This window comes from Marinimicrobium sp. LS-A18 (assembly GCF_000463525.1).
GTDB lineage: Bacteria > Pseudomonadota > Gammaproteobacteria > Pseudomonadales > Cellvibrionaceae > Marinimicrobium > Marinimicrobium koreense.
The window spans coordinates 873208-897727 of record NZ_AWEP01000006.1 but is presented as its reverse complement, the minus strand read 5'-3'; the positions used below and the strand labels follow the sequence as shown (position 1 = coordinate 897727).

Sequence of the window (24520 nt, the reverse complement as noted above, 5' to 3'; positions counted from 1 at the left end):
TATCCTTTACTGATGTCTCGCGGCGGCCCTTCGGCCACGCGTGGCGGCCGGAGGCTGCCACTGCTCAAGCTGCTGTTTCGCCACTCCCAGCGTACGCAACTCCTCTAATAAGAAGCCTTCGTAAAAATCACCCATGCGCTGGCCGTACTCGGGGTCCAACTCGTTGTGCCACTGCTTGAGCCAGGGAATCAGCTCATCCAGAGCGACCAGCATGGGCATCAGCTGGTCTGCCTCCCACCCATCGCTGTCTTTACGCTCCATATACCAGGCGGCAATGGCTTGAGCCCTCTGCAGGTGGTCCATGCCCGCCCATCCAATCACCAACGTCGCATCGCCGGACTTTTCACAACCCGGCAGACTGAAGAAGCGCTCTTTGGGGACATCCAACTTGCCGCGCAAGGTCCAGTAGCTACCCTTGCGGAAGTCCCCTTTCGCGTATTTCGGCGGCACCGCAATGGCGCCCACCTCGCGGGCCTTCTTCGCTTCTGCCTGTTGTTTGGCGCGTTCGTACGCGGAACGTTTTTCTTCATCCTCCGCATCCGCTTCACTCAAAGGCTCTGCCACTCCAAACTCTGCATCAATGGCATCCTCTCTGCGCTGCATTTCCCAGGTTTCCTGCCAGGCGCGAAACTTCTTTACGGCTGCCGGCTTCAAGCGCAGTGCAGCTGCCTGGGGAACCTCCTCCTGAGAAACCAGTTCCGAAACAACCGCCTGAAAATCAACAATATTTCCCCCAAAGTGTAAACTTGAGAACTTTTCTATTTCTCTTTGGACTGCGACGTCATCTGCCACTTGAGCAACAGTGACGAGACTTCTTGACTGCATACACTTCATTTCGACGCAAGCTAATATTCGCTCAGAAACTGCCTTCGCTTGCTTAGTCATCCAGCTTTTACGGTGCCAGCGGCGCTTACACTCCGGCCTTTCAATTAAAGCAATCTCTCTCGAATTAGCAATGAAGTCGATTCGCTTCGCAACCAATTTTTTGTAATCAGCCGGCCAGCTTTCAGGTAGCTCTGTTTTAGGGTCAACCCCATGCCGATCGAACCAAGTGGTGTCAACAATGCCTTCGGCCATTTTCCTTGCCAGAAAAATCTCAAAAGCTCTTTCGCCCACGTTAACTGGCGGTAGGTTTCCCGGATAAGTCAGCCTAAGGGGTGTCAACCCATACCACGCATAGCAATACCAATCTAGCTCCTCTTGCACAGCAATCGAAGTTCTTACTGCATCACGACTTTCTTCACGGATCCTCGAAACCTCTTCATCAACGCTAGTAACGGAAACCTCAAGCAGAGCATTTTCTGGATCCAATGCGCCAATTTTTTGTGCAAGCTCATCCAACTTTTTGGCATACCTAACGATACGGGAGTCGGCACTGTTTGCGATTGGCAAACTTCGGAGCCCAGTGCCGGAAAACTGATATGTATCAAACGCCGGGTCACCTGTCACACGCGCACCATTACTATCCGTCGAGTCCCCTTTATTGTGAAAAACTTGCTTCATCCAAAAGCATGAAACAGAGCTATTTAAAACTCCAAGTATGAAAAGGTGTTCCTCTTCGGACTTACCAGCGGGTAACTTTATAACCGGCGCTGTCTGTTTGAAAACCTTCCCTCCGCGATCAAGGGAGAAGTGGTTATGTGTGGAGACTTCAGCAAATGTGATTGACAATCTTGTCTTATATGCTGACGCTGTGTGTTGCATGTAATCAAACCACCGCAACCCAGCGTCTTTCATCACGCCCTGAAAAGTTTTCCTGTTGGCTAAGGTAGTCCTCCAAGACCACAGATAGTCCAAAACTGGCGACACTTCAGACGACATAGCGTACGGGTACCACACCCAAGTATCGAGCCATTCGCCCCAATCGCGAACTTGATCTCCTATAACAAATCTTCTGAACTCATCCTTGTTAGCCTCAAGATTCCGCATTCTGGAACTTGAGAACATATATATATCTTCCTCCGCAATCCGTACAGCCCTGCCAATAGGAAGGTCCACAAAGTTCTCCAAGGTGTACGGTGAAACACGCTCAATCTCTACCTTCAGCTCTGAAGCTCCTCCTCCTCCTAGCACCCAAGGATGAGAGTGATATCGGCTTTGGTCTTGAAATAAAGACGTCACGAATTCGTTGTCGTCAATGGGTTTATCTATGTATCGCTTGATAGCGCTCCACACCTTTCCTTCTGATGGGACAGAGGGAGTTACCGGTTCCCCTTTCACCCCTAGAATCGCATTCAGCTTTCCATCAGCCGAGGATCTATTGCGCGCGAACACTATCACCGTAGGCGTTCCGTGTCCCGGAATGTAGGCGCCGGAAGTATCCAAAATGTGCGATATATATTTCTTAGGGAGAAATTTCTCAATTAGTTTTTTACCGAACTCCCTTTTCATAAAGCTGTTAGCTGTGATCATACCCATGTAACCCGCAGGCCGATTTCCTTTATCAGCAAGCGTCAAGTCAAAAAACCGTTCTGTGAACGGAACCGCTAGCGAATACTGCCTATGGCAAGTTGGGTACTTGCTTCGATAGGCTTCATTAAGTGCCTTGTCTTTGACCGTGATATATGGGGGATTCCCCACCACCACATGGTATTGCCTCCCCAGAATCTTGCTTAGTTTTTCCTTATCTTCTACCTCTAACACATGTTTGATTGAATCTTCATTGATCATATCCTGCTGCAAGCCTTGCCCCTCCCATTCGAAACGAGGGCCGTGCAACAGGGAATCCCCGCAAGCGAGGTTAAAGTGGAAATCCGGGGCGTTTTTGATTTTTGTAGATTCCGCCGCTTTCATGGCGGCAATTAATAACCGGAAGCGGCAGACGGCGACGGCGTAAGGGTTTATATCTACTCCGTGCACAACATCCAGGGCTCGCTGCGCCAGTGCCCGCGCATTGGTCGCCGGTTCGCGCTTGACCCAGGCAGTGAACACTCGCTCAAAAGTCGTCAGTAAAAAGTGGCCGGAACCGCACGTGGGGTCAATCAGTTTGACTTCCGGCAAGCCGAAGGTATCGATGGCTTTTTCCAGGGTGTAGTCGAGAATAAAGCTCTCAACAAACTCTGGGGTTTGTAGGAGAGCGTAGCGTTTGCGAACGGATTCGGACAGGTCCTGATAGAGGTCGCCCAGAAAGCGAGTATCCCAATGTGGGTCGGTAAAGTCGTGCACCAGCTGGCCCGTTTCCGGATCAATGCGCTGGTAGAAGTCGATCAAGCGTTTGGCGCCGTCGGCCGATACCGGTATTTGCCAGAGGGGGTTGTGGGTGTGGTCCAGCAGCTCGGCAATCACCGGGTACCGCTCCAGCTGCTCAAACAGGCTGAATAAGTACTCCCGCTCGGCGTGGGTAGGGTTCTCATTAAAGTAAGCCGTGATGCGCTCTTTGGCGTGCTGCAGGGGCTGGCTACCATCGTCACGCGCGACCGGCCCGGCGATCATCGGCTCGTCAAGCAGTTGGTTGTCTTCCAGAAAGCGGACGAATACACAGGTCAGTACCCAGGCGACGGCGGCCTGGGTGATTTGTGCTTCGCGCCAGGCGACAAAGTGCTCGGCGGTACGACCCGCCTCTCGAGCGTTGCCGTACTCGGTTTGCAGGCGCTGGCCCAGCTCCGGGTGGTTCTCGCTGTAGGCCAGGATATCGTCTTCGATTTTGGGCAGTAGACGCTGCAGGTCACTCAGTAGCTCTTTGGGGTAAATCACAGGTGTTCCTATTGTTTTCAGAATACGGGTGGTTACGGTGTCTTAAAGCACTTGAGTGTGCGACTCAGTTTGCTTAAGCCACACGCTTGGAATGCTGGCCCACTCGCTGCTGCCAGTACCGCGTGGCACGGTCACGCCATCGATATTCGCGCCGTCCTGCTGGACATCCACGGCAATGAGCAGGATCAACGCCCGAGCGTTGCCGCTGTTGACCAGGTGCTGACGCAGCTCATTCAACCAGGTGTTAACCAGCTCATAGCGCCCAATGAGGCCCGCCTCAGTGAGCAACACCGGCTGATCGGCTTGCTTGATCTCTTCTGCCATGGCTGGCAGCACTCGCTGAACCAGCTGTTGCAGGCGACGCCAGTCTTGGGAGCTGCGCTCGGCGGCATCGGCCTTCAGTACCACGCTCCATTTTGGGGGAGTGCGCATCCCTTCCATTAGCGTGTGCAGGTGCCGAAGCAACAATTCATCAAAACTGACCGGTTTAAGGTTGAAGTCATCGCAGAGTTTTTGTTGAGCTGCGCTCCAGTCGCGAGTGCGCGCCGTAAGCGCCAAAAACCGGGCAGAGTCGATGGTATTGCCGATTAACTGGCTGAGCTGCGCTACCTCTTGTGCGCTGACACTGGGCGCCTTTCCCAGCTGGGTGTGCCCCACCTGCGTCATAGTGCGCCGGGTGAGGCTGGTATAAGCGGGGGTAGGCAGGCAGTAAGCGCCGCGAGTACCGGCAACACCATTGAGGGCATCGCGCTGCTGGTATTCCGGGTCCCACTCAAAGCCCATGCCCAGGCCCTGGACCAAATCATCCAGGCGCGGGCGGCCGGGGAGTGGCTCCGCAGCGGGGTAGCGGCCCGCTACCCGGTTCTGGATTTCCTTGACGGTCAGAGCTCTGCTGCCCAATAGAGCGCCTTGGGCGAGCTCCAGTGCCAGTTCGGCTTTCATGTCGATAGGGTAAAACTCCGCTCGACTGGACAACGCCGCTGACTGAGAGGCCGCCGCTGCCAGACGCAATAGACGCGCATTGCTGAGGCCTTTGGAGGACTCCGGTGCCGGTACTGAGCGAATTTTCTCCAGGGTACGAATGGGCGACAGGAGCGGCTGCTGCCGAGCGCAGTCATCGGCCAATTGGCCCAGGGTTTCGGCATAGTCGGCCAGTTCCTCTCCAGCTCCTTGGGTGTTATCTGCCAACACCAGGCGGCGGCCAATGCGACGTAAAGACCAACGCGACTCCTGCTTGCTGAGCTCGGTATCCACTGCCACGCGGGCTACGGCCTGCGCCCAGCGTTCGCGCAGAGGGCTTTCCTGCACGGAACCCCGGCGCACTAGCAGCGCCTCGCCAAGCTCCAGCGCTGTAATGACACCGCCGTTGTCCGCCAGGATGTCGGCCACCTCGTCGCGTAGTTCGGTGATGTTTTTGTTCTTACTCCACTGAGCCAGCACTCGCTCCTGCAGGGCGCGAACGTCACTGGTTGGTAGTCCGGTTTCGGTACTGATGCTCAGGGTTGTCGGCCAATGGACAGCCTGGGGGCCCGCCACTGATTCACCTTCCAGGCGCCCCAGGTATTCGTTTAGAAACCGTTGACGATCGGGGTCTGTGCTTTTGGTGGCGACGGGCATAACCTGGCTGAACAGACGATCGACACTGGTATTGGACTGGCCCCGCTGCGCCAGTTGACGAGTTTGCTGGGCCGTATGCAGGCGGGCCTGGAGGCGACCGATAACATCGGACAGCTCTTTGCGGGTTTCATTGCCCACACCGGCCCATACGCGTACGTCGTACCGGCGGACTTTAATCAGGTCTGCCACGGTATTGATATTTCGGCGGCTTAGGGTATTGAGCGCCGGAGCCGTCAGCGGTAACAAGCCAATTTGAGTGTCTAGACCGGCCTCTTCGACAGGGCAGGTTTGCTCTGTGTGTCGCGTTGTTCGATGAAGGTCTTTGCGTGCATCGGCAAACACGTGCCTCCATGCCCGCAGCATGTCTTCGGCGGAGGCAAAGCGTTCTTTTACATTACGCGCCAGTGCTTTTTCGAAAAACAACATCATGGCGTCCCGGATGTCTGGATCGAACAGCTGCCGATCGACCGCGAGGCTGCCTTCTATCACTGTCGGCATACCCGACTCTTCGGTCCAGCCCGGCAGCGTGCCGGCTGCCATTTCATGGAGCGTCAGTGCCGCTGAAAAGCGCTCGGCAAAATCATCCCAGCGGCGGCGCCCTTGATCGCGAATAAACGGGTCCATATAGGCCAGAGTACCGGCGGTGATATTATCGGTACCGGCGTTGGACAACGAGAAGTCGAACAACACCAGATGGCGCTGGCTGCCCTGGGTAATCAAGCCCAGGTTCTCGGGTTTGATATCGCGGTGGAAGATACCTTTTTCTTCCAAATGAACCATGGCGCTGAGCAGGTCATCGCCAAAACGCTCCAGCAGTTCCAATTGCACGGGGCCCTGCTTGCGCAGCTGTTGCGTGAGCGACCCGCGATCGGCGTAGTCAATCAGCAGCCCGGTGTGGCCGGAAATCTCGACGGTTTTGTAGTAGGCAATAACAGCCTGGTGGCGTAGGCTGGATAGTGTTTCCCCTTCTTGCCATAGCCGTTCGTTATGGTCAGGGCTGGATGCGAGCTTTAGGACACGCTCCTGCCCCTGATAGTCGACCAAGAAAACGACCGAACAGGCGCCTTTACCCAAACGCTTATTAATCGTGATACCGCCCTCTAGCACTTGACCTTCACGGGCCTGAGTGGGGTCGCCGGTGTGCTGATTGTTGGGCGTTGTCAGTTCATCTTCGAGAAGCTCGAGGTAGCCCAGAAACTCGTCAACTGAGTCCATCCGGCTGGTCGGGTCAGGATGGCTGGCGTACTGAACCAAGTCCTGGAGGGCACTGCTGGCGCCGTTGATTTCATCGGTAACCTGCAGCCCTTTGCCTCGGCTCAATTTGTCTTGAAGTTCGATCTCGTTTTCCGCTGGTTTTGTACCGGTGAACAAATGGTAGGCAATGGTTCCCAAAGAAAAGACATCGGCCTGCACGGGATCGTCGCTTCGAGTGTGTGCCTCCAGCGCGACGTAAGGGCCAGCCTCTTCTTTAATCATGGTCGTCAAGTGGCTGAGGGTGCTCACTTGCTGGGTTTCGGACTCGTAGACACGAGCCGCCATCGACCAGTTCGCCACCTTGACATGATACGCCCCGCCGACTTTGGTAGAGACGTAGATATTCTGCGGGCTTAGAGCACGGTGGTATAGCCGTTGGCCGTGGGCGTACTGGACCGCTTCAGCGATCTGACGCAATAGTGAAATGGCTTGTCCCATATCCAACCTGGCTGCACCACTGAGGTGGCGCAACAAGTGATCAAGCCGGTACGCCTCTGGATCGTATTCGTATACGAGCGCAGGACCATGGTCGTGCTGCTGATAGTCTTTCGCTTTGAGGATGCCGGGGTGTTCAATGCCCTCTAGCAGCCTAAATTCTCGCTGGGCAGCTTGGCGTAGTCGGTTCGCCTCTTCCTCGCTTTTGTCTCGCACCAGATAAATGCGCACTTTGCGGGGCACGCCGAGGTCTGTATGGCGTGCCAACCAGTCCTGATAATGATCGGCCTCATCCAGCAGTTCTGTGAGCTCGTAGAGCCCTACCCGCTTATGTCGAACCGACTCTTTTATGCCTGCTTCTTCCAAGGCGCGACTCACCATTTTCGCAGTGGGCCGGTTGATGGGGCGGTGGGTCCAAGTTTCGTCCGTGTACTTGAGCTCGTGCATCAGGTTTTTGCGTGTGCACACGTTGATAGAGGCGGGTCCATCCAGTCGATTGACCAGGTTCTCCGCCGAGAGAAATACCAAAGTGCTGATAAAAGGGAAGCGCTCTTTGCTCCGCTTGGTGGCGTTCTGAACCTTGAGCAGTGATGCTAGCTTTTTGGTTTTTCGGTCCGCCAGTATTCTTGGGTTGTCAAATACTTTTTGACCCCCATTAGGCTTTTCCCACACCCAGGTGGCGGCGTCTCCGCCTATGGCTCCGGGATGGGACTTAATCTCCACCATGAATAACCCTTTGGAGGTCAGCACTAGCAAATCCACTTCATTGATGGAGCCGTCTTGGGCGATAAATTCGAAATTTGCCCAAGCGCGATAGGGGTCATGGTCCGGTAAGTGTTGGCGTACGAAGTCCAGCGCTTCGCGCTCCCAGGAGTATTCCGAGGGGGTTATTTGCTTCCAAAGCTTTTCCATGATCACTCCTGCCGATCTCCATTGCCCATTGGTGCCGCTGAGTGTGTTTGCTGGTCGATCCAGCGCTCAATGTCCTGGCGCCGAAAACGCCAACTGTTGGCCACCTTAAAGGCTGGGATCTCTCCTCTAGCGGCGAGCCGATAGACAGTCCGCTCATGAACTTTGAGGAATTCCGCCACTTCTTTAAGCGTGATTACGTCACCTGTCACCCGCTGAGCCTCGTGTCAAAAGAGTACAATGGGGGACAATATAGGGCAGCGTTATTAAATGTCAAATTAACCGCCACCCAATTAGTGCCAAATCGCTGTCACGGAGACTCAAAAACTTTTCAAACCTATATCACCCCCATGACCCCGGCCCCAGCACGCCGGTAAACCCTGGTTGATATAGGAGATACGGCTATGCACACCGCATGCCCTCGTTGTAATTCCCACCGCATTATTCCCAGCCGCTATGGCCGCAAAGTCGGTGGCACCGTTGGCACTACTGCTGGCGCTATCAGTGGAGCCATTAGTGCTACCAGTGGCGCCCGATTGGGCTACACCGTCGGCGCGATCGCGGGCCCGGCGGGTGCCGCCTCGGGCGCGGTGCTCGGCGCCATTGTGGGCGGGCTCTCGGGCTGCGCCGTCGGCGTCAAGCTCGGCGACAAGCTTGATGAAGAGGTGTTCCAGGCCTACCGCTGCCTGGGCTGCGAGCACCGGTTTTAGCTCCCTCCTAACTACCCCTTCGCCCGTTCGGGCACCACCCCACTGATCAAAATTTGCTCAGGCCTTGTCGGTCTGGGCCCTTTATTCCGTAGGAGAACCACTATGGCACACCTCGTTGAAAACATGGCCTATGTCGGCCAGACCCCGTGGCACGGCCTCGGCCGTCAATTGGATTCGGGCCTCCCCATTGATGACTGGGTCATTCAGGCCGGTATGGACTGGGAGATTCAGGAGTCCCCGGTGCGCTTTATCGCCGGGCAGCGTGAGTACCTGGGCGAGATCAAGCCCTTCGACGATCACAAGGTGCTGTATCGCTCGGACACCCACGACCCACTGTCCGTGGTGGGCAGCCGCTACAAGGTGGTGCAGCCTCGGGAGATCCTGGAGTTCTACCGGGATCTGACAGAACGCTCCGGCTTCGAGCTGGAGACGGCGGGCGCGCTCAAAGGCGGGCGCAAGCTCTGGGCCCTGGCCCGCACCGGACAGTCCACCACGCTCAAGGGCAAGGACACCACCAAGGCCTATGTGCTGCTGGCCACCGCCTGTGACGGCACCATGGCCACCACCGCGCAGTTCACCAGTGTGCGGGTGGTGTGTAACAACACCCTGGCCGTGGCATTGGGTAGCGGCGCGGGCGCAGTGAAGGTGCCCCACCGCTCGGTGTTTGATGCCGAGGCGGTCAAGCGGTCGCTGGGCATTACCGTCTCCGCGTGGGATGAGTTCATGTACCGGATGAAGCACTTGAGCAACCGCTCCGTTAAGGACAGTGAGGTGCGCCACTTCCTGCTGCGGGTGATGGGCGACCCAGATACAGCCTCCATCAGCAAGGGCACCGAGCGCAATATGGCTCGCGTACAGGCGTTGTATGACGGCCAGGGTCTGGGGGCGGATCTCGCCTCCTCCAGAGGCACCGCCTATGGTCTGCTCAATGCCGTCACCCAGTTCGTAGACCATGAGCGCCGGGCACGCAGCCAGGACAACCGACTGGACTCCGCCTGGTTCGGCCAGGGCGCGGCGCTCAAAGGCCGGGCTCTGAACCAGGCCCTGCTGATGGTCGCCTGAGCCCACGGCTCCACTCTTCCTTCTTTACTTACCGTCAAACCTCATAGAAGCCCCAGCCACCGACACGCGTGGCTGGGGCTTTTGTGCGTTTGGGAGACACGATTATGAAAGCACCCCGTATTACCTCACCCAAGCAACGGCCCGCCCTGCGGCTGGTTTCCACCAAGGATCTTAGCCGGAACGATTGGCTCAAGGTTCGCCAGACCGGCATTGGCGCCAGTGATGCGGCCGCCGCCGTGGGCCTGAACCCTTACCAATCCCAGCTTGAGCTGTGGATGATCAAAACCGGCCGGGAGGATCAGCTCCCCTCGGTCGATCCTGACGATGATGGCTCCCCCATGTACTGGGGCCATATTCTCGAACCGATTGTGGCCACCCACTACACCAAGCGCACGGGCAACAAGGTGCGTCGGGTGAACGCCGTCTTGCAGCACCCCGATAAAGACAAAGCCTGGATGCTGGCCAACCTGGACTACTCGGTGGTCGGCGCATCCGATGTTCAGATACTCGAATGCAAAACTGCCGGGGAGTTTGGGGCGCGGCTGTGGCGCGATGGTGTACCAGAGTACGTGCAGTGCCAGGTTCAGCACCAGTTGGCGGTCACCGGCAAAGCCGCCGCCGATGTCTGTGTGCTGCTCTGTGGCCAGGAGATTCAGGTGCACCGCATTGAGCGGGACGATGCGCTGATTGCCCGGTTGATTGAGCTGGAGCGCAAATTCTGGGACTACGTGGAAACCGACACCCCACCCCCAGCGGATGGGTCCGAGTCCGCCGGCGCGGCCCTGCGGTACCTGTATCCCCAGGACGACGGCGAGACAGTGGACTTCACCCATGACCCGCATCTTTGCAACGTGTTCGATCAGCTGGTGACGGCCCGTCAAAAGCTCAAAACCCTGACTCAGCAGGAGGAACTCCTCAAGCAAACCCTGCAACAGGCCATGAGCGAGGCAACCCGAGCGACCTTTGCGCGAGGTTCGATTTCCTGGAAGCGGAGCAAGGACAGCAAAGCCTTGAATACCGATGCCCTGATACGGGACCTGCCGGAGCTGATGAACGAGTACAACACCACTCGCCCCGGTAGTCGGCGCTTTCTGGTTCGCTCAACTGACTGAGCGGGCGTGATCGCGCTCAGATCTACGACTCCCTTCTATCAACTCCTTCTTTATCCACTCCCTTGGGTGAGACGTGCGGCGGCTCGCCCTTATTTAACGTTATGAGGATACCGCCATGATTAAAGGCCTTGCGATTACCCCGCCGGTCATTGGCCGGATCAGTATCGGGCGCGTGACTGAGAAGAACGGTATGCGCCTGCCGGAGAAAGACGACCAATTCACCTTAACCACCCAGGTGCAGAGCCCAGAGGGATGGTTGCTCCATCCACTGGATGCTGAGCTGCGGGACCAGACCGAGACGGGCAAGCTGCGGACGATTCCGGTCACCCTCCCCTTTAGCGATCCCGACCTGAACTTCCGGGCCGAGTACACCCTGTTTGATCGAAGTACCGGTCGGCCAGTCTGCGCCGGGGACGGCGACCAGTGTCGGCGTCGCCACGAGGAAGGCATGGAGCAGTTGCCCTGCCCATCTCCCGCGCATTGCCAGTTCGCCTCTGGCCAGTGCAAGCCCTACGGGCGGCTGAATGTATTGGTGGGCGATCACGACCCTCTGGGTACCTTCATCTTCCGCACCACCGGGTTCAACAGCATCCGCACCCTGATGGCTCGGCTGAGGTATTTCCAGGCCGTCTCGGGCGGACTGCTGGCCTGCCTGCCGCTGGAGCTTCGGCTACGCGGTAAAAGCACCACCCAGAGCCACCGGACACCGATCTTCTATGTGGATCTCGGTATCCGTGAGGGCCTGACCCTGGAGGCGGCGATCACCCAGGCCCGAGAGATCGCTGAACAGCGACAGGCGTCGGGTTACGACCAGGACGCACTCGATGAAGCGGCGCGGTCAGCCTTGGCGAACTCGGCCTTTGAAGACGACGAGGATGAAACGCCGGTGATTCTGGAGGAGTTCTACCCGGACGCCACCACGAAGCCACCGGCTAACACCGCGCAACCACTCTCCCTGGCCGACAAGCTCGAACAGCGTGCCAAAGCGCAATAACCCCTTTCTCTCCCCTGACCGGGCCACTCATACACCGGCGGCGTCCATTCGCTGCCGGGGGCCCCCTATGCGAGGACATTCTGATGAATGAGACAACAACCCCGGATACCCTACCGTTCTACCCGCCTGCCCACAAAGCCGACAAACACCAAGGCCTATCTGAAGCACTGGTGCTGGACTGGGCGGAAGTGATCCTGCAGGAGCGCTTTCTGCGCAGTAACTACCTGGTCAGCCCCGACCTGGCTCGCAGCTACCTGCGGGTGGCCTTTGGCAAGGAAGACCGCGAAGTGTTCGGCATGGTACTGATGGATAACCGCCACGGCGTGCTGGACATCGCCAAGCTGTTCTACGGCACCATCGACGGCGCCTCCGTCCATCCCCGCGAAGTGGTGAAGACGGCGCTGAGCCACAACGCCGCTGCCGTGCTACTGGTTCATAACCACCCCAGTGGTAACCCTGAGCCCAGCACCGCCGACCGGCGGCTAACTGAGCGGCTGAAGGAAGCCCTGCAGTTGGTGGATGTGCGGGTGATTGACCATATGGTTATTGGGAGTGATGAGGTGGTGAGTTTTGCGGAGCGGGGGTTGATCTGAGTCAGTGACGGACTTGGCGAGTGCTGGGTGCGTCAGCCTTGCCCCGCACAGGCTTCTGTACTGTCGCGCGTGAAGACTATCATTTGAATTCGGGCCATACCGCCTTCAGCCCTTCAACGGGCGATACATTCAAAGCTTCGCAATAGCTCACGAACTCGACAACATCCAACCGTCGCTCTCGCTGCTCTACCTTCCCGATAAAGGAGTGCGGGACGCCCAGCTCTATGGCCAGCTGCCTCATCGTCAGGTTTTGGCTTTCACGCTGCTCTTGCAGCCACGCGACCAGCCTCGCCCCGTCATCGCTTCGAATGGACTTGATCATTGGCCCGATAATAGGGACAATCCCTCGTGTACCCAATTTAGGGACAAGCGGCGTCATTCCCACCGATCCCACGGTGCCCAGTCTCGCCCGTGGCAATGACAACCAGCATTGAATACAACTTGAGGAAACGCTGTGGATACCGATGTTTTTACTCTAAACGAACTCTCTGATGAGAAGCTGGATCAGCTTTTAGCTGACCGGAAATCGTTCACCATCATTCAGATCAAATCCATGACCAGGGCCGCGGAAAAGGTCGAAACGGAGATAGAGCGCCGCAAAATGCGGTGTCGCGTATATACCAAAGGCAGAGCAGCAAGCGTGGGCGCCGCTGCCATCCCAGTCTCCCCCACCGTTTTTGGAGGATTACTTTCAGCCGCTGCAATAGGGGTGCATAACCTCGCCACCTTTAATCCAGACTATGAACTCGCCAAGAACTTTGTATCCAGCTCGCTTGAAGTAAATTGCAAAAAAGACTAGCCGGAGGAGAAGCCCCGTAGCCAAGGAGGGTATTTGAAGCCATCAACAAACTTTCATTTCGAAATATCATCTTCTCGGATATCACAGTCGCTAGAACCCGGGGAGCCAGCGTTCGTCAAGTCAAAAGCCTAACGATGGGTTCGTCATGCTTCCGATCTGTGAATTCCACATTACCTGACTCGCGCTGATGCAAAAAGAACTTCATCAGAAAAAGGGTCACAAACTAACCCCAAATAAGCACACAATTATCAGCCCGGAGAATACTCTCATGAAATTTAAGTCATTGTTTATTGTACTGCTCGCCATGTTCTTTGTTGTTGGCTGCTCTTCAGAGATCGGTTGTTCAGATGAAGGCGTTACTTCCACGCTCTCCAGTATCATTTCCGAGGCTGACGCCAAAGGGATGAAGTGGGGAGCTACCGATGAGTACATCCAAGAAGTACACGCGGGTCGCGTTTATACCTACGAGGCCATTCGTAAAGTCGCTTCGGATGAAGACACCGGCGCGGTGGGCTGCGCGGCCAACTACAGCATCTACTTTAAGAAAGATGATCAGTCGTACGGCCCGGTTAGCGTTCAATACGTTGCCACACCCACCGATGACGGTGGAATTTACGTCGAGGTTTACGACCAGTAGCGTGTAGATAAGGTGAGAAACTCGGTAGTCTCCCTGACACTCAAGGCGGCGCCGAAAGCGGGCGCCTCTGCTCCTGCACTCCAAATAGCCAGAATAATGCCTGCGAATGCCTCTCCCCAGACATCATGAGTATCAGAGCATCTACGCAGAATAACTGGGAGTGGTGAGTTTTTCGGAACGAGGGTCTATTTAGAGTATTGGTATACCAGCACTTGCTGGTATACCAATGACTTACTAGGATTTTAATTTTTTTCCTTTCGTGACAGGAGAATTTGAGAAATTAATTTCCGTAAACGCCTAATCAATCGGAGTTGACCGATAACAGCTCAAGCGCTTCATGATTAAACCCCTCCGGCTTCGGGGCTGGACGATGAAATAATCTTGAAATCCTTAAAATAACCTTCCGTGCCGATGTCCACGTAAAGACCTACGCCCCCGGACTTTGAGGAACCCAGCAGATCATCGACAATAAACGAAGGGTATTTCGCATCATTGATAAACGCCCTGGCGGTATCGCCTTTGACGTGGACCCTCATAGTAATCCATTCATCCATGCCGACATCCGCCCAGGTTTCATAGAGACCGGGAGCCATATCACGGAGTTTATCAAACTTGTAATCGGGGTATGCGAAGTACTGCACGGTGTGGTTTCGTACGCGCTGATTGTCCGAGCGCCCGGCATTGGGGCGAAGATAGATGGAGTCAAAGGCCGAGTCGTCTTCCGCCGCACGGAAGTAGACGCCGATAAACCCCTGGGAGCCGGCGAAAGGCGATGGCTGTAAGACGCGTGCCAGCATTTTCACTTCAAAGGTCACATCGGTAAACGCCACGTCTTTCAACCTCATGTAGTGAGGCTCGTCAACGGTTTCCCCGAGGCGCTCGACATCAAAAGGAAGCGCCTCAAGATCGCGCTCGACCCGCAGCACCTGCTCCCCCTTGAGTTCCACAACGCTGGCTTTGACATTCCTGGCCTCAAACTCCCGGCCTTCCCATTCAATGGTGCCTGCCGCAAAAACTCCGGAGGAGGCGATGACACCCAACACCAATCCAATTAAACGGTATTTCATAAGTTGACTCACTCTGTGGCTAAACAATATGGAAGTACAATGTACGTGAGCCGGACTCATGCGGCGTGATTCCCGCGCGGTCCGGTCGACTGACTTTTACATCCCAATCACTCCCCCAAAGGCGAGGAAGAGAAGCTGTAATGGGTGAATTTCCATTTTCCGTCATCTTGCTTTTCGAGAACAAACAACTCCTTAAAGGCGGCCTCGTTGGCAGCTTGTCCACCACCATTGACCATCACCGTCCCGTTGGAATGGCTGCGTAAAAGTGCTGTCTCGTCGTCAATGAGCTCTATTTCATCAACCGTAAATGCCAAGTTGAACGACAACGCTTGTCCAAGCCCGCTATACGCGGCCTGAATGGCTTCACGGCCTACAGCGGTGGGCGCATCAGGAGCCATCATAACGCCATCGGCGGTGTACAGCTGTGCGATCTCACCGGCATTTGCCGCGTTGAGCGCGGACTCATAACGACTTAAGGTCTCCTGGATGGACCGATGATCTTCGCGAGCATCCGCATGGGCCAGAAAAGGAGTCACCAGTAGGATAAGAGAAATTGAAACGCAGACATTGCGAATGATCGTCATAAAACCTCCGTTGGTTTTGTTCATCATTAGAGTCACTGTACAATTAGAAACGATATACGATAAATAGGCATTTTCTTCATTCACTCCAAACGGATTGTTTTTAATGGACAAGCTTCAAGGCATGTCGGTATTTGTAAAAGCCGTTGAAACCGGCTCGTTTTCCGCCACGGCCGATGCCATGGAGATGTCCCCCCAGTTGGTGGGCAAGCAGGTTCAGGCCCTGGAGGAGCATTTAGGAGTCAAGCTACTCAGCCGCACCACTCGGCGCCAACATCTCACCGAGATAGGCGCCCAGTTCTACGAGCGGGCCAAGATCATTCTGGAGGAAGTGGCGCAGGCCGAGGGACTGGCCGCCGAAACCCAGATTACCCCACGGGGCAAGCTGCGCATCAATGCGCCGGTCACCTTCGGCATACATGCCCTGTCCCTCAAGCTCCCGGATTATCTGCGTGCCTATCCTGACGTATCCCTGGATCTGACCTTGTCGAATCGCTTCGTGGATGTCATCGACGAGGGATTTGACGCCGTTTTTCGGGTGGGAGAATTGGAGGACAGCGGGCTGGTGGCTCGCCCGCTAGCCCCTTACCGATTGGTATTGTGCGCCTCTCCTGATTATCTTCGGCAGCACGCTCCCATCCACAGCCCCCAGGATCTGACCGATCACGAGTGCCTTGGTTTCTCATTGAATGCCTTGCGCAAAAAGTGGACCTTTAACGGGCCCAATGGCCCCATAACGGTGCCAATATCCGGTCGGCTGATGGTCGACAGCGGTGAAGCGCTGCTCGCCGCCGCTCGGGCCGGCCTGGGGCTGTTACTGCAACCCATGGAGCTGGTGCAACCTGAACTGGACGCCGGTCGGCTGGTCCAGCTCCTTCCGGACTATGCTCCGCCTACCCGACCGTTACACCTTGTCTATACGCCGGACCGTCGAATGACACCAAAGCTTAGAAGCTTTGTGGATTTTGCGCTGGAGGCGTTTGGCGGTTGATGTGATGGAGGCAGACCGCCTGGCGTATTACCCCATCAGCTACTCCTTCAGACCCTCACCCTCTTCCCCGAACAGGTTTCCAGCACCCGCCCAGTTAGATTGTGCGACGTCCTCAAAGATGACATAGATGTAATTCGGATCTGTCTGGGTGTTCTTGACAATGCTTTCGGTGATTTCTTTTGCAACCGCTTTTTTGGCGTTTGCATCCTTACCCTCAAACCACGTAACACGAACGACTGGCATAAACCTCTCCTTTAATAGTGTTGATATACAGAACGGGAAATGGTGATGGTGCGGGAAACACCAAAGTCACTTTACTTTTTTAGTCGATCGGGATAAACATGGCTTTGACGAACTGTTTGTTCCGAAATGCGAGACAATGTAAAAGAGAACGTTGCGAAACAATGGATAGATTTCAGGAAATGCAGACCTTTGTCGCGGTGGTAGAGAATGGCAGCTTCATCAGCGCCGCCAACGCTCTAAACACCTCGAAAGCGTCCGTTTCACGGCAGATCACCGATTTGGAGCAGCGCCTGGCGGTGCGGCTACTTCATAGAACAACGCGCAGGCTTTCACTGACCGATGAGGGCCAGCTGTTCTACACCCGCTGTAATGACTTGCTCCATGGGGTCGAAGAGGCGGAGTCGGAATTGAATCTGCGCAGCGGGCAGCCTTCCGGGCTGTTGCGCGTGAGCGCCCCGGTCACCTTTGGGATAACGCATTTGGCGCCCCTGTGGGGCAGCTTCTTGCAACAGCATCCCAAGGTATCCATGGAGGTGACGCTTTCGGATCGCACGGTGGATCTGGTCGAAGACGGGTTTGACCTGGCGGTGCGAATTGCCCGATCGCCCCACCCCACCTTGATCGCACGAAAGCTCGCATCGAGCCGAATGGTGTTATGCGCCTCCCCCGGCTATCTGCAGCAACAAGGCACGCCGAGTAGCCCACAAGACCTGGCCGAGCATAACGTCATCTCCTATACCTACTGGTCTTCAAGGGACGAGTGGGAGTTCATCCGCCCGGACGGGAAAACGGAGATCGTCAAAACCAGGCCAAGGCTGCACGCCAACAGTGGGGATACTTGCGTCGCTGCCGCTTTGCAAGACCAGGGCATCGTCATGCAGCCCGACTTTCTGGTGTATGACGCCCTGCGCCAGGGAAGATTGATACAGCTCTTGCCGGATCACGAGACGGTCGAGCTCGGCATCTATGTCATCTACACCTCGCGCAAACACTTACCGTTGAAGTTACGGCGCTTGATCGACTTCCTTGTGGACTCGTTTCAAAAACCGGTCTGGCGTTAACCCCCATAGCCCGTCTTCAACTACCCTCGCGAACAGTTACCGTCCTTGGTGTCGGCTCCAGATACCCTTACCGGCAAGGCGGCCCCGGTCGTGAGGTGCCTCAAAATCCAGAATCGGCCCGCGAGGAACAATGAGGATTGGGTTGATAGCCTTAATGGCGTAGTACCCCCGCTTTATGTGCTCAAGGTTGACGGTCTCCCGAATACCGGGCCATTGGTAGAGCTCGCGCACATAGTTAGACAGGCGCGGATAGTCCACCAAACGGCGCAGGTTACACTTGAAGGCACCATAGTAGGCGGCATCGAACCGCACCAGGGTTACGAACAGGCGCCAGTCGGCTTCGGTGAGGTACTCTCCCGCGATGTAGCGGCTTTCGCCCAGCCGCGATTCCAGCCGGTCCAGAGTCTCGAACAGTGCCTCCACCGCTGTTTCGTAATTGGCTTGGGATTTGGCGAAGCCGGCGCGGTAAACGCCGTTGTTGACCTTGTCATAAATGAACGCATTCCAACGGTCGATCTCGCCGCGAAGCGCCGTGGGATAAAAATCCAGGGCGTTGCCGGTGAGGTGATCGAACGACTCATTGAAAATGCGGATGATATCGGCGGACTCATTATTCACGATCCGGCCTTCCTGTCGGTCCCACAGGACCGGCACCGAGACCTTGCCGGTGTAGTGCGGATCAGTGGCCGTATAGAGCTGGTGATGATAGTGGATACGCCCGAGCTTCGGCCCGGCGTCCACGCCATCAGCATAAATCCAGCCGTCTTCGCCGATAAAGGGCTCGGCCACGGACAGGGAGATGAGACCCTCCAGGCCTTTCAGTTTGCGAAACATCAGGGCCCGTGAGGCCCAGGGGCAAAAATAGGAGACGAAAAGCTGATACCGGCCCGCCTCGGCCGGCAGTGCCAGTTGCCCCTCAGGGCCTGGCTCGCCATCGGCGGTAAGCCAATGGCGAAATTTTGTGGGTTCCCGCTCAAACGCCCCGCCTCTGATTTCCCCGTCGGCGACGTCCCCTTTCATCCATTGTCCGTTCAAAAGTCCTGGCATAACGCTCTCCTCAATCATCAATGTCGTGGCTTTAATCTCGTGGCTCTCAGAACTAACGTCGTGGCCAACCGCCGAACATGAACCCGGACTGCATGCTGCCGATCACACGATCCTGAAACACTCGCTGGCCTGCGTCTTCGCCGGCGGCACCGGCGACAACATGTAAGGGCAGAAGGTGTTCCTCGCGCGGATGCGAGGCGCGTCCACCGGGGGCGGCGGCCCATTCCGTCAGGCGCTGCTCGCGTATGTTCGCCGGCAATTCGACCGTCTCCGCCAACCACTCATCAAAACGGACCGAGTCCGGATCCAGCGCGGCATCGTCAAAGCTGAAGCGGCGCATGTTGTGGTAGCTCATGCCACTGCCGATGATCAGCACCCCGCTGTGACGCAAGGGTGCCAGTGCCCGGCCCAGAGCCAGATGCTCCGCAGGGTTCAGACCACGCTTGAGCGAGAGCTGGATGACGGGCAGATCGGCCGCCGGGAAGGCCACTTTCATGGGAATGAAGACCCCATGATCCAACCCTCGGGCCTGTTCCGCCCCGTTGGCGATACCGGCGGTGTCGAGCAATGCCCGCACCTCGGCCGCGAGCTCGGGGGAGCCCGGTGCCGGATACGCCAACTCAAACGTGTGGGGCGGAAAGCCAGAGTAGTCGTACAGAAGCGGTGGCGCCGCCTGGGCGTTCACGGTGAACTGCGGCGCATCCCAGTGCCCGGAGATCACCAACAGAGCCTTCGGCTTCTCGCCAATCAGCTCGGGGATACTGCGCAGCCAAGCGGCCATTCTTGACCAGGTATCGGCAGGCTCCCAGTCCATAAAGAAACAGGGGCCGGCACCGTGTGGTACAAAGAGTGTGGGCAATTGTTGCGTGGTCATGGGCGGAATCCCCCGATGTTATCTGATGGACAATCTAAAACCGAAATCCGAAATGGCGGTCCAGTGAGTACTCACCACCACCGCGCAGCAGAAGCGCTACCGCGAGCAGGAGCCACATGAGCGGGTATTCGACGCCCCCATTGGTCCAGAAAAAGCCGTTCGACCAGTGCACAGTGAGCGCCACCGCCAGCAGACCGGCAACGGCGGCCGCCGCAGGACGGGTCAGCAAGCCGAGCACCAGCGCCAGGCCACCGAAGAACTCGACCAGTCCAGCCAACAGGGCGAACAGAATGCCCGGCTGCATGCCAAGCGTCTCGCCAAAAAACGCGCCGGTGCCGGATAGCCCGTGGCCACCGAACCAGCCAAAGAGCTTTTGCGCGCCGTGCGGCATGAGAAATAGGCCGGTCGTTATCCGTACCAGTGGGTAGGCCAGCGCACTGGCCTTGCCGACAATCGATGTTGAGGGAATGTGTTTATCGGTGGTAGTGCTCATCATAAAGCTCCTGAATGGGTCAGTGGTGATTCGTTGTCTTGGAACAGGGGCCATAATGAGGTAGTTTCCTCTTTAACGTAAGATGGCTGGATTGGAACTCATGGTTGATAAAACGGAAACCTTAGGGGGCGCCATCGACGATGTGCGGGCCTTTTGTGCCGTGGTGGAGTTCGGCACGGTATCAGCGGCGGCTCGGCAACTGGAGGAAACCAAAGGAAGCATCAGCCGGCGACTCTCGCGCCTGGAGGCACGCCTGGGCGCCACATTGCTGGCCCGCACCCCTCGGGCCGTCTCGCCGACCGAGGAGGGGATCGCCTTCTATACCAAGGCCCGGGAGGCGCTACGGTGGATGGACGATGCCGCCGAGGGGGCACGCCAGTCACAAGAGGTGCTCAGCGGACACCTGCGCGTGACCGCCCCAATCGATCTGGGCATGGATGTCCTTCCCAGGCTCGTGGTGAAATTTCGCCAGCTGCACCCGCAGATTAACGTGGAGCTTTTGCTGACCGACTCCTCCCTCGACCTGGCCGCCAATCGGGTCGACCTCGCGCTGAGGGCCAGCGTCGAGGGCCTGCCCGATATGGGCTATCGGGCGTCGAAAATAGCGGACTTCCACATCGGTTTATACGCTGCGCCGGACTACCTGGAGGCCCATGGAGGCGGCCCGGAGGTGCCCTCAACACTTGCCGAGCACGCTTTGGTGGTATCGCGGGAATTCCCAGGGGCAGCACACCTACCGCTGTCCGACAAACGGGGGCGCTCGGCCCAGGTCGTCGCTCATCCCGCCATCCGCACCAGCGATTACGCCAGTGTGCTCCGACTGGTGCTCGCCGGAGGGGGCATTGGACCGATTCCAAGCCTGGTCGCAAAGGCCTCCCTTGCGTCGGGCTCGCTGTTACCGGTACTGCCTGAGTGGAGCGTCTCCAAAGGCACGCTCTATGCGATCAGTCTCGGTGGACGCGATGCGCCCGCCCGCGTGCGCGTCTTCAGGGAGTTTGTGCGGACGGAGTTATCCGACGTGCCGTAGGAGGTGGCGCGCCCCACTCTCTTCAAGTCTTCGCTCTGCTATAGCCGAACCTGCTGTACCGTCAGCTTCACGAGAAAGGCCACCACTGGTCGCACTAGCAGTACACATAAGAATGCGCTCGGCATAGCGAGTTTGTAGGCCTGAAAAGCCTGCTCGAAAAAGTCCGGGCCTACTCCCCGGTTTGCCGCTGTAATGATGAGACACATCAGGAAGGCCATGATGCTGGCCATATAGAAGCTGAATGCCACGACAGTAAACCGGGGATGCAGCTTTAACCTTTGGCCGATGCCACGATCGTCGTTTTTCATGTTCACCTCTGCTGGCTCGTATTCATATTTCGTGATTGAGGCACTGTACGCACCGAATAGGTTGACCGGTAGACGGTTTACGCTCTCGAGACTCGTAAGCTAAACTTACTAATAATAAATCTATTGATCGGATGTACTTATGGATACTCTGCGCGGAATAGAAACCTTCGTGAAAGCGGTGGAGGCCGGGAGCATTGCGGCCGCCGCCCGTGCCCTGGGCATCAGTCCTGCCGCTGCGAGCCAGAACATAGCGCGACTTGAAACGCAGTTGAATACGAGGCTACTGACCCGCACCACTCGTCGCCTGGCACTGACGGACAGCGGCACCACTTACTACGAAAAAGTCAGACCGGTGGTGCGAGACGTTGAGTTGGCGGGGCAAGCCGTTTCTGCGCTAAACGCACAGCCCCAGGGGCGACTGTGCATAGCCTCCTCAGCGGCCTTCGCTCGGCATGTGCTGGCTCCGCTCATTCCTGGGTTCACGAAGCGCTACCCACGAATTGCCGTGGAGTTGGTAGCGACCGACCGCAGTGTTGATCACGTCAGTGAGTCCATCGACATCAGTATTCGCATACAACAGCAACTCGAGGAGGGGCTGGTGGCGCGGAAGCTCGCCGTGGTTCCGTCAAAGTTCTGTGCCTCGCCAGCGTATTTGGAGAGGGCTGGACGACCAACCGACCCGGAGCAGTTGCGAGATCATGACTGCCTGGTTTTCCGGTACCCCGTTGATGGCAGATTCCTGCGCTGGGGCTTCATTCGAAATGGCGAGCGGTTCGACGCTGAGGTTCACGCCACCCTCATTAGCGATGATATTGATGTGCTTGCCCGCCTGGCGGTTGCCGGTGGTGGGATCACAAGACTAGCAGCGTTTGTTGCTGAGCCCTACCTCGTCAGCGGAGAGTTAGAGGAACTGTTTGTGGCGCAAGAAGGAGAGAAAGAGGCACAGTCGGCACTTATCGATCCGCTCGATTTCTACATTTGCGTGCGCGACCGCTACGAACTGACGCCCAAGGTCAGGGCGTTTATGGACTATTTGTTAGCGACACTGCCATCACAGTGGCGCCCGTAATCAGAGCTATTCCTACCCGGAGCAATTTCACTTCTCGTAGGATAGAAAGAAAGCAGGTATCTTAGGCGACTCAGAATTTCTAGTGTATGGAACATGAAGGCATCATACCTGCTTACGAGCATACTTAGCCTCTGCATCGTCTGTTCCTGCGTGCCAAGTGGCAACAATGATATCCGCCAAGGACTCTTCGCCCAAACTCCCCGGATAACCGAGCAGTGCGGCGTGATCCTTTCAATGTACCAGCGTTGAGCGTAAACCAGTTTCCCGCTGTCATTGTGGTGGAGGCGCTACCCGTTCAAGTTGAAGAAGCCCAACCTAAGTGGAAAGGTGAATAGCCGAGGATTAAGGTCCTCCAGGCGTTTTCTGAATCGCTCAACTGACCGAGCGACTGAAAGAGCCCCTTCACTGGTAGATCTTCGAGTGTTTGATCATACGGTGATTAGGAGTAATGAGGGTTAGTTTTTCGGAGCGGGGGTTGATCTGAAAATAACTGCATCTCCGGCGATTGCCGGAGATGCACAGTCAGAGGCTATATTTTTTTATGCCTAAGTACTAAAACATGCGCCACCGATCAAAACTTTATAAACAGCCTTGGCTCCGTCAAACAATACGTACACTGTACGAAAATCGGAGCATTCATGCTACTGGTAGCTTTATATCCTATCGGAAGCAAAACTAGCTACTTGGATCTTCTATCTTTTCACTACGAAAGAACACAACGAAAGCCACCATAACCGCTAACGCAAAAATCGATGGAAAGAGCCAAATACTGCTCCAATCACGCGATGCATCAGCATTAACATAATGATCTGTGATCATACCGGATGCCCAGAACCCAATAAGCATTCCTACCCCATAGGTGGCCAAAGTAATCATCCCCTGAGCCGAGCTCTTGAACCGGTGGCCCGCTTTGGAATCTGTGTAGATCTGTCCGGACACGAAGAAAAAGTCGTAACAGATACCGTGCAGGGCAATACCCACAATCAGCATGAAAACGAGATCGTCGGCATTGCCGTATGCGAACAGAACATACCGGATCACCCAGGCCAGCATACCGATAAGCAGTGTCAGTTTTATCCCGAAACGCTTCAGGAAAACCGGAAGAAGAAGCATGAACAGCACTTCGGACACCTGGCCTATGGTCATTTTGGCAGTGGCATTTTCCACGTCAATTTCGGTCAAAAACGGGTTGGCGTTCTGGTAGTAAAAGGCCAAAGGAATGCAGATCAGAATAGAGGAGACGAAGAATACAGCAAAATTCCGGTCCTTTAGCAGCGCCAGTGCATCCAACCCCAGGACTTCGCGCATCTTCAATTTCTCTCCGCGATCAATCGCCGGCGGCGTCCGGGGGAGAGTAAAGCTGAAAACCCCCAGCACCACAGAAGCCATGGAACACATCAGGAAAGTGTTGCGTAGCATTCCGTCGGAAATACCGGTTTGAGAGTCCCAAGAGAAAGCGTAGCTGATCATCAGGCCGGCGACGACCCAACCGATAGTGCCCCATACCCGGATCCTGGCGAACTCGCGTGACGGATCATCCATTTGACGAAAAGATACCGAATTGACCAGTGCCAGAGTCGGCATGAAAAGAATCATGTAAACCAGCACAAAGGGATAGAACGTGGAAAACTCCTGTGCCAGGTACAACTGGTACATAAGAAAAGCACCAACCAGATGCAACACGCCAAGGATTCGCTCGGCATTGAAGTAGCGATCGGCCACCAGCCCAATGATAAACGGCGCGACTATGGCGCCCCAGGACTGGGTGGCGAAGGCCATTGCAGACTGGCCGCCAGTGGCGTCAAGATTGTTGGCCAAAAAAGTCCCTAAAGTGACGAACCAGCCTCCCCAGATAAAGAACTGAAGAAACATCATGATGCTTAGTCGTGTTTTAACCATAGTCTGACCTTTGGTCCTTAATATTTTCAGGTTGTTGTTAAATGG

23 protein-coding genes are annotated in these 24520 nt (G+C 56.2%); 11 read left to right on the top strand and 12 right to left on the bottom strand.

The window, feature by feature from the left end; all coding sequences use genetic code 11:
* Positions 1-6: 6 nt before the first annotated feature.
* From pglX to N645_RS0114960, 3 genes are read right to left on the bottom strand one after another with little or no spacing between them, the layout of a single operon-like run.
* A complete protein-coding gene (pglX, locus tag N645_RS0114970; RefSeq protein WP_024462324.1) occupies positions 7-3693 on the bottom strand; it encodes a BREX-2 system adenine-specific DNA-methyltransferase PglX in 3687 nt (1228 codons plus the stop codon).
* A gap of 42 nt (positions 3694-3735) precedes the next feature.
* Positions 3736-7911 (bottom strand): BREX system serine/threonine kinase PglW, encoded by a 4176-nt coding sequence (gene pglW / locus N645_RS0114965; RefSeq protein WP_024462323.1) that lies wholly within the window; start codon positions 7909-7911, stop codon positions 3736-3738.
* 2 nt (positions 7912-7913) lie between these two features.
* The gene (locus N645_RS0114960; RefSeq protein WP_024462322.1) at positions 7914-8120 is read right to left on the bottom strand and encodes a helix-turn-helix domain-containing protein; all 207 of its coding nucleotides are present in this window, start codon (positions 8118-8120) and stop codon (positions 7914-7916) included.
* 192 nt (positions 8121-8312) lie between these two features.
* On the opposite strand from N645_RS0114960, the gene N645_RS17245 reads away from it, so the two are divergent.
* The 5 genes from N645_RS17245 to radC all read left to right on the top strand — a co-directional run bounded on the left by N645_RS17245 (position 8313) and on the right by radC (position 12379).
* Positions 8313-8618, top strand: a complete 306-nt coding sequence (locus N645_RS17245) for a hypothetical protein (protein WP_036161478.1) — start codon at positions 8313-8315, stop codon at positions 8616-8618.
* Positions 8619-8720: 102 nt separating this feature from the next.
* The gene (locus tag N645_RS0114950; RefSeq protein WP_024462472.1) at positions 8721-9680 is read left to right on the top strand and encodes a DUF932 domain-containing protein; all 960 of its coding nucleotides are present in this window, start codon (positions 8721-8723) and stop codon (positions 9678-9680) included.
* A gap of 104 nt (positions 9681-9784) precedes the next feature.
* A complete protein-coding gene (locus N645_RS0114945) occupies positions 9785-10792 on the top strand; it encodes a YqaJ viral recombinase family protein (RefSeq protein WP_024462321.1) in 1008 nt (335 codons plus the stop codon).
* A 115-nt stretch (positions 10793-10907) separates the two neighbouring features.
* On the top strand, positions 10908-11786 hold the full coding sequence (locus N645_RS17240; RefSeq protein WP_036161477.1) for a hypothetical protein: 879 nt from the start codon (positions 10908-10910) through the stop codon (positions 11784-11786).
* Positions 11787-11869: 83 nt separating this feature from the next.
* Positions 11870-12379: a DNA repair protein RadC gene (radC, locus tag N645_RS0114935; protein ID WP_024462320.1), complete on the top strand. Its 510-nt coding sequence runs from the start codon at positions 11870-11872 to the stop codon at positions 12377-12379.
* 79 nt (positions 12380-12458) lie between these two features.
* On the opposite strand, the gene N645_RS0114930 is transcribed toward radC, so the two are convergent.
* On the bottom strand, positions 12459-12758 hold the full coding sequence (locus N645_RS0114930; RefSeq protein WP_238559267.1) for a helix-turn-helix domain-containing protein: 300 nt from the start codon (positions 12756-12758) through the stop codon (positions 12459-12461).
* A gap of 75 nt (positions 12759-12833) precedes the next feature.
* Between N645_RS0114930 and N645_RS0114925 the strand changes: the two genes are divergently transcribed.
* Together N645_RS0114925 and N645_RS0114920 are read left to right on the top strand one after the other, a co-directional pair.
* The gene (locus N645_RS0114925) at positions 12834-13178 is read left to right on the top strand and encodes a hypothetical protein (protein WP_024462318.1); all 345 of its coding nucleotides are present in this window, start codon (positions 12834-12836) and stop codon (positions 13176-13178) included.
* Positions 13179-13446: 268 nt separating this feature from the next.
* Positions 13447-13815, top strand: a complete 369-nt coding sequence (locus tag N645_RS0114920) for a hypothetical protein (RefSeq protein WP_152521730.1) — start codon at positions 13447-13449, stop codon at positions 13813-13815.
* A 341-nt stretch (positions 13816-14156) separates the two neighbouring features.
* On the opposite strand, the gene N645_RS0114915 is transcribed toward N645_RS0114920, so the two are convergent.
* Together N645_RS0114915 and N645_RS0114910 are read right to left on the bottom strand one after the other, a co-directional pair.
* Positions 14157-14882 (bottom strand): family 16 glycoside hydrolase, encoded by a 726-nt coding sequence (locus tag N645_RS0114915; RefSeq protein WP_024462316.1) that lies wholly within the window; start codon positions 14880-14882, stop codon positions 14157-14159.
* 107 nt (positions 14883-14989) lie between these two features.
* Entirely contained in the window at positions 14990-15466 is a 477-nt protein-coding gene (locus N645_RS0114910; RefSeq protein WP_024462315.1) for an SgcJ/EcaC family oxidoreductase, read from the bottom strand.
* Between the two features lie 103 nt (positions 15467-15569).
* Between N645_RS0114910 and N645_RS0114905 the strand changes: the two genes are divergently transcribed.
* Entirely contained in the window at positions 15570-16454 is an 885-nt protein-coding gene (locus N645_RS0114905) for a LysR family transcriptional regulator (protein ID WP_024462314.1), read from the top strand.
* A gap of 39 nt (positions 16455-16493) precedes the next feature.
* On the opposite strand, the gene N645_RS0114900 is transcribed toward N645_RS0114905, so the two are convergent.
* Positions 16494-16697, bottom strand: a complete 204-nt coding sequence (locus N645_RS0114900) for a 4-oxalocrotonate tautomerase family protein (RefSeq protein WP_024462313.1) — start codon at positions 16695-16697, stop codon at positions 16494-16496.
* 161 nt (positions 16698-16858) lie between these two features.
* On the opposite strand from N645_RS0114900, the gene N645_RS0114895 reads away from it, so the two are divergent.
* Complete coding sequence (locus tag N645_RS0114895; RefSeq protein WP_024462312.1) at positions 16859-17758, top strand: LysR family transcriptional regulator; 900 nt, start codon at positions 16859-16861, stop codon at positions 17756-17758.
* 36 nt (positions 17759-17794) lie between these two features.
* On the opposite strand, the gene N645_RS0114890 is transcribed toward N645_RS0114895, so the two are convergent.
* From N645_RS0114890 to N645_RS0114880, 3 genes are read right to left on the bottom strand one after another with little or no spacing between them, the layout of a single operon-like run.
* Entirely contained in the window at positions 17795-18805 is a 1011-nt protein-coding gene (locus N645_RS0114890; protein ID WP_024462311.1) for a glutathione S-transferase family protein, read from the bottom strand.
* A gap of 52 nt (positions 18806-18857) precedes the next feature.
* The gene (locus N645_RS0114885) at positions 18858-19679 is read right to left on the bottom strand and encodes a class III extradiol ring-cleavage dioxygenase (RefSeq protein WP_024462310.1); all 822 of its coding nucleotides are present in this window, start codon (positions 19677-19679) and stop codon (positions 18858-18860) included.
* Positions 19680-19713: 34 nt separating this feature from the next.
* The gene (locus N645_RS0114880) at positions 19714-20175 is read right to left on the bottom strand and encodes a DoxX family protein (RefSeq protein ID WP_152521729.1); all 462 of its coding nucleotides are present in this window, start codon (positions 20173-20175) and stop codon (positions 19714-19716) included.
* Between the two features lie 97 nt (positions 20176-20272).
* Between N645_RS0114880 and N645_RS0114875 the strand changes: the two genes are divergently transcribed.
* Entirely contained in the window at positions 20273-21199 is a 927-nt protein-coding gene (locus tag N645_RS0114875) for a LysR family transcriptional regulator (RefSeq protein ID WP_024462308.1), read from the top strand.
* Between the two features lie 38 nt (positions 21200-21237).
* Here N645_RS0114875 and N645_RS0114870 read toward each other — a convergent pair whose 3' ends face one another.
* Complete coding sequence (locus N645_RS0114870; RefSeq protein WP_024462307.1) at positions 21238-21507, bottom strand: DUF2798 domain-containing protein; 270 nt, start codon at positions 21505-21507, stop codon at positions 21238-21240.
* Positions 21508-21646: 139 nt separating this feature from the next.
* Here N645_RS0114870 and N645_RS0114865 point away from each other — a divergent pair, with 139 nt between their 5' ends.
* On the top strand, positions 21647-22576 hold the full coding sequence (locus N645_RS0114865; protein ID WP_024462306.1) for a LysR family transcriptional regulator: 930 nt from the start codon (positions 21647-21649) through the stop codon (positions 22574-22576).
* 675 nt (positions 22577-23251) lie between these two features.
* Here N645_RS0114865 and N645_RS0114860 read toward each other — a convergent pair.
* Positions 23252-24475, bottom strand: a complete 1224-nt coding sequence (locus N645_RS0114860; protein ID WP_024462305.1) for a nucleoside permease — start codon at positions 24473-24475, stop codon at positions 23252-23254.
* Positions 24476-24520 lie beyond the last annotated feature (45 nt).

Bases quoted from the DNA above. Each gene is read 5' to 3' on its own strand.
- pglW (WP_024462323.1), bottom strand. From the start codon at position 7,911: ATGGAAAAGCTTTGGAAGCAAATAACCCCCTCGGAATACTCCTGGGAG.
- N645_RS17245 (WP_036161478.1), top strand. From the start codon at position 8,313: ATGCACACCGCATGCCCTCGTTGTAATTCCCACCGCATTATTCCCAGC.
- N645_RS0114950 (WP_024462472.1), top strand. From the start codon at position 8,721: ATGGCACACCTCGTTGAAAACATGGCCTATGTCGGCCAGACCCCGTGG.
- N645_RS0114945 (WP_024462321.1), top strand. From the start codon at position 9,785: ATGAAAGCACCCCGTATTACCTCACCCAAGCAACGGCCCGCCCTGCGG.
- N645_RS17240 (WP_036161477.1), top strand. From the start codon at position 10,908: ATGATTAAAGGCCTTGCGATTACCCCGCCGGTCATTGGCCGGATCAGT.
- radC (WP_024462320.1), top strand. From the start codon at position 11,870: ATGAATGAGACAACAACCCCGGATACCCTACCGTTCTACCCGCCTGCC.
- N645_RS0114930 (WP_238559267.1), bottom strand. From the start codon at position 12,758: ATGACGCCGCTTGTCCCTAAATTGGGTACACGAGGGATTGTCCCTATT.
- N645_RS0114920 (WP_152521730.1), top strand. From the start codon at position 13,447: ATGAAATTTAAGTCATTGTTTATTGTACTGCTCGCCATGTTCTTTGTT.
- N645_RS0114915 (WP_024462316.1), bottom strand. From the start codon at position 14,882: ATGAAATACCGTTTAATTGGATTGGTGTTGGGTGTCATCGCCTCCTCC.
- N645_RS0114910 (WP_024462315.1), bottom strand. From the start codon at position 15,466: ATGACGATCATTCGCAATGTCTGCGTTTCAATTTCTCTTATCCTACTG.
- N645_RS0114905 (WP_024462314.1), top strand. From the start codon at position 15,570: ATGGACAAGCTTCAAGGCATGTCGGTATTTGTAAAAGCCGTTGAAACC.
- N645_RS0114900 (WP_024462313.1), bottom strand. From the start codon at position 16,697: ATGCCAGTCGTTCGTGTTACGTGGTTTGAGGGTAAGGATGCAAACGCC.
- N645_RS0114895 (WP_024462312.1), top strand. From the start codon at position 16,859: ATGGATAGATTTCAGGAAATGCAGACCTTTGTCGCGGTGGTAGAGAAT.
- N645_RS0114890 (WP_024462311.1), bottom strand. From the start codon at position 18,805: ATGCCAGGACTTTTGAACGGACAATGGATGAAAGGGGACGTCGCCGAC.
- N645_RS0114885 (WP_024462310.1), bottom strand. From the start codon at position 19,679: ATGACCACGCAACAATTGCCCACACTCTTTGTACCACACGGTGCCGGC.
- N645_RS0114880 (WP_152521729.1), bottom strand. From the start codon at position 20,175: ATGATGAGCACTACCACCGATAAACACATTCCCTCAACATCGATTGTC.
- N645_RS0114875 (WP_024462308.1), top strand. From the start codon at position 20,273: ATGGTTGATAAAACGGAAACCTTAGGGGGCGCCATCGACGATGTGCGG.
- N645_RS0114870 (WP_024462307.1), bottom strand. From the start codon at position 21,507: ATGAAAAACGACGATCGTGGCATCGGCCAAAGGTTAAAGCTGCATCCC.
- N645_RS0114865 (WP_024462306.1), top strand. From the start codon at position 21,647: ATGGATACTCTGCGCGGAATAGAAACCTTCGTGAAAGCGGTGGAGGCC.
- N645_RS0114860 (WP_024462305.1), bottom strand. From the start codon at position 24,475: ATGGTTAAAACACGACTAAGCATCATGATGTTTCTTCAGTTCTTTATC.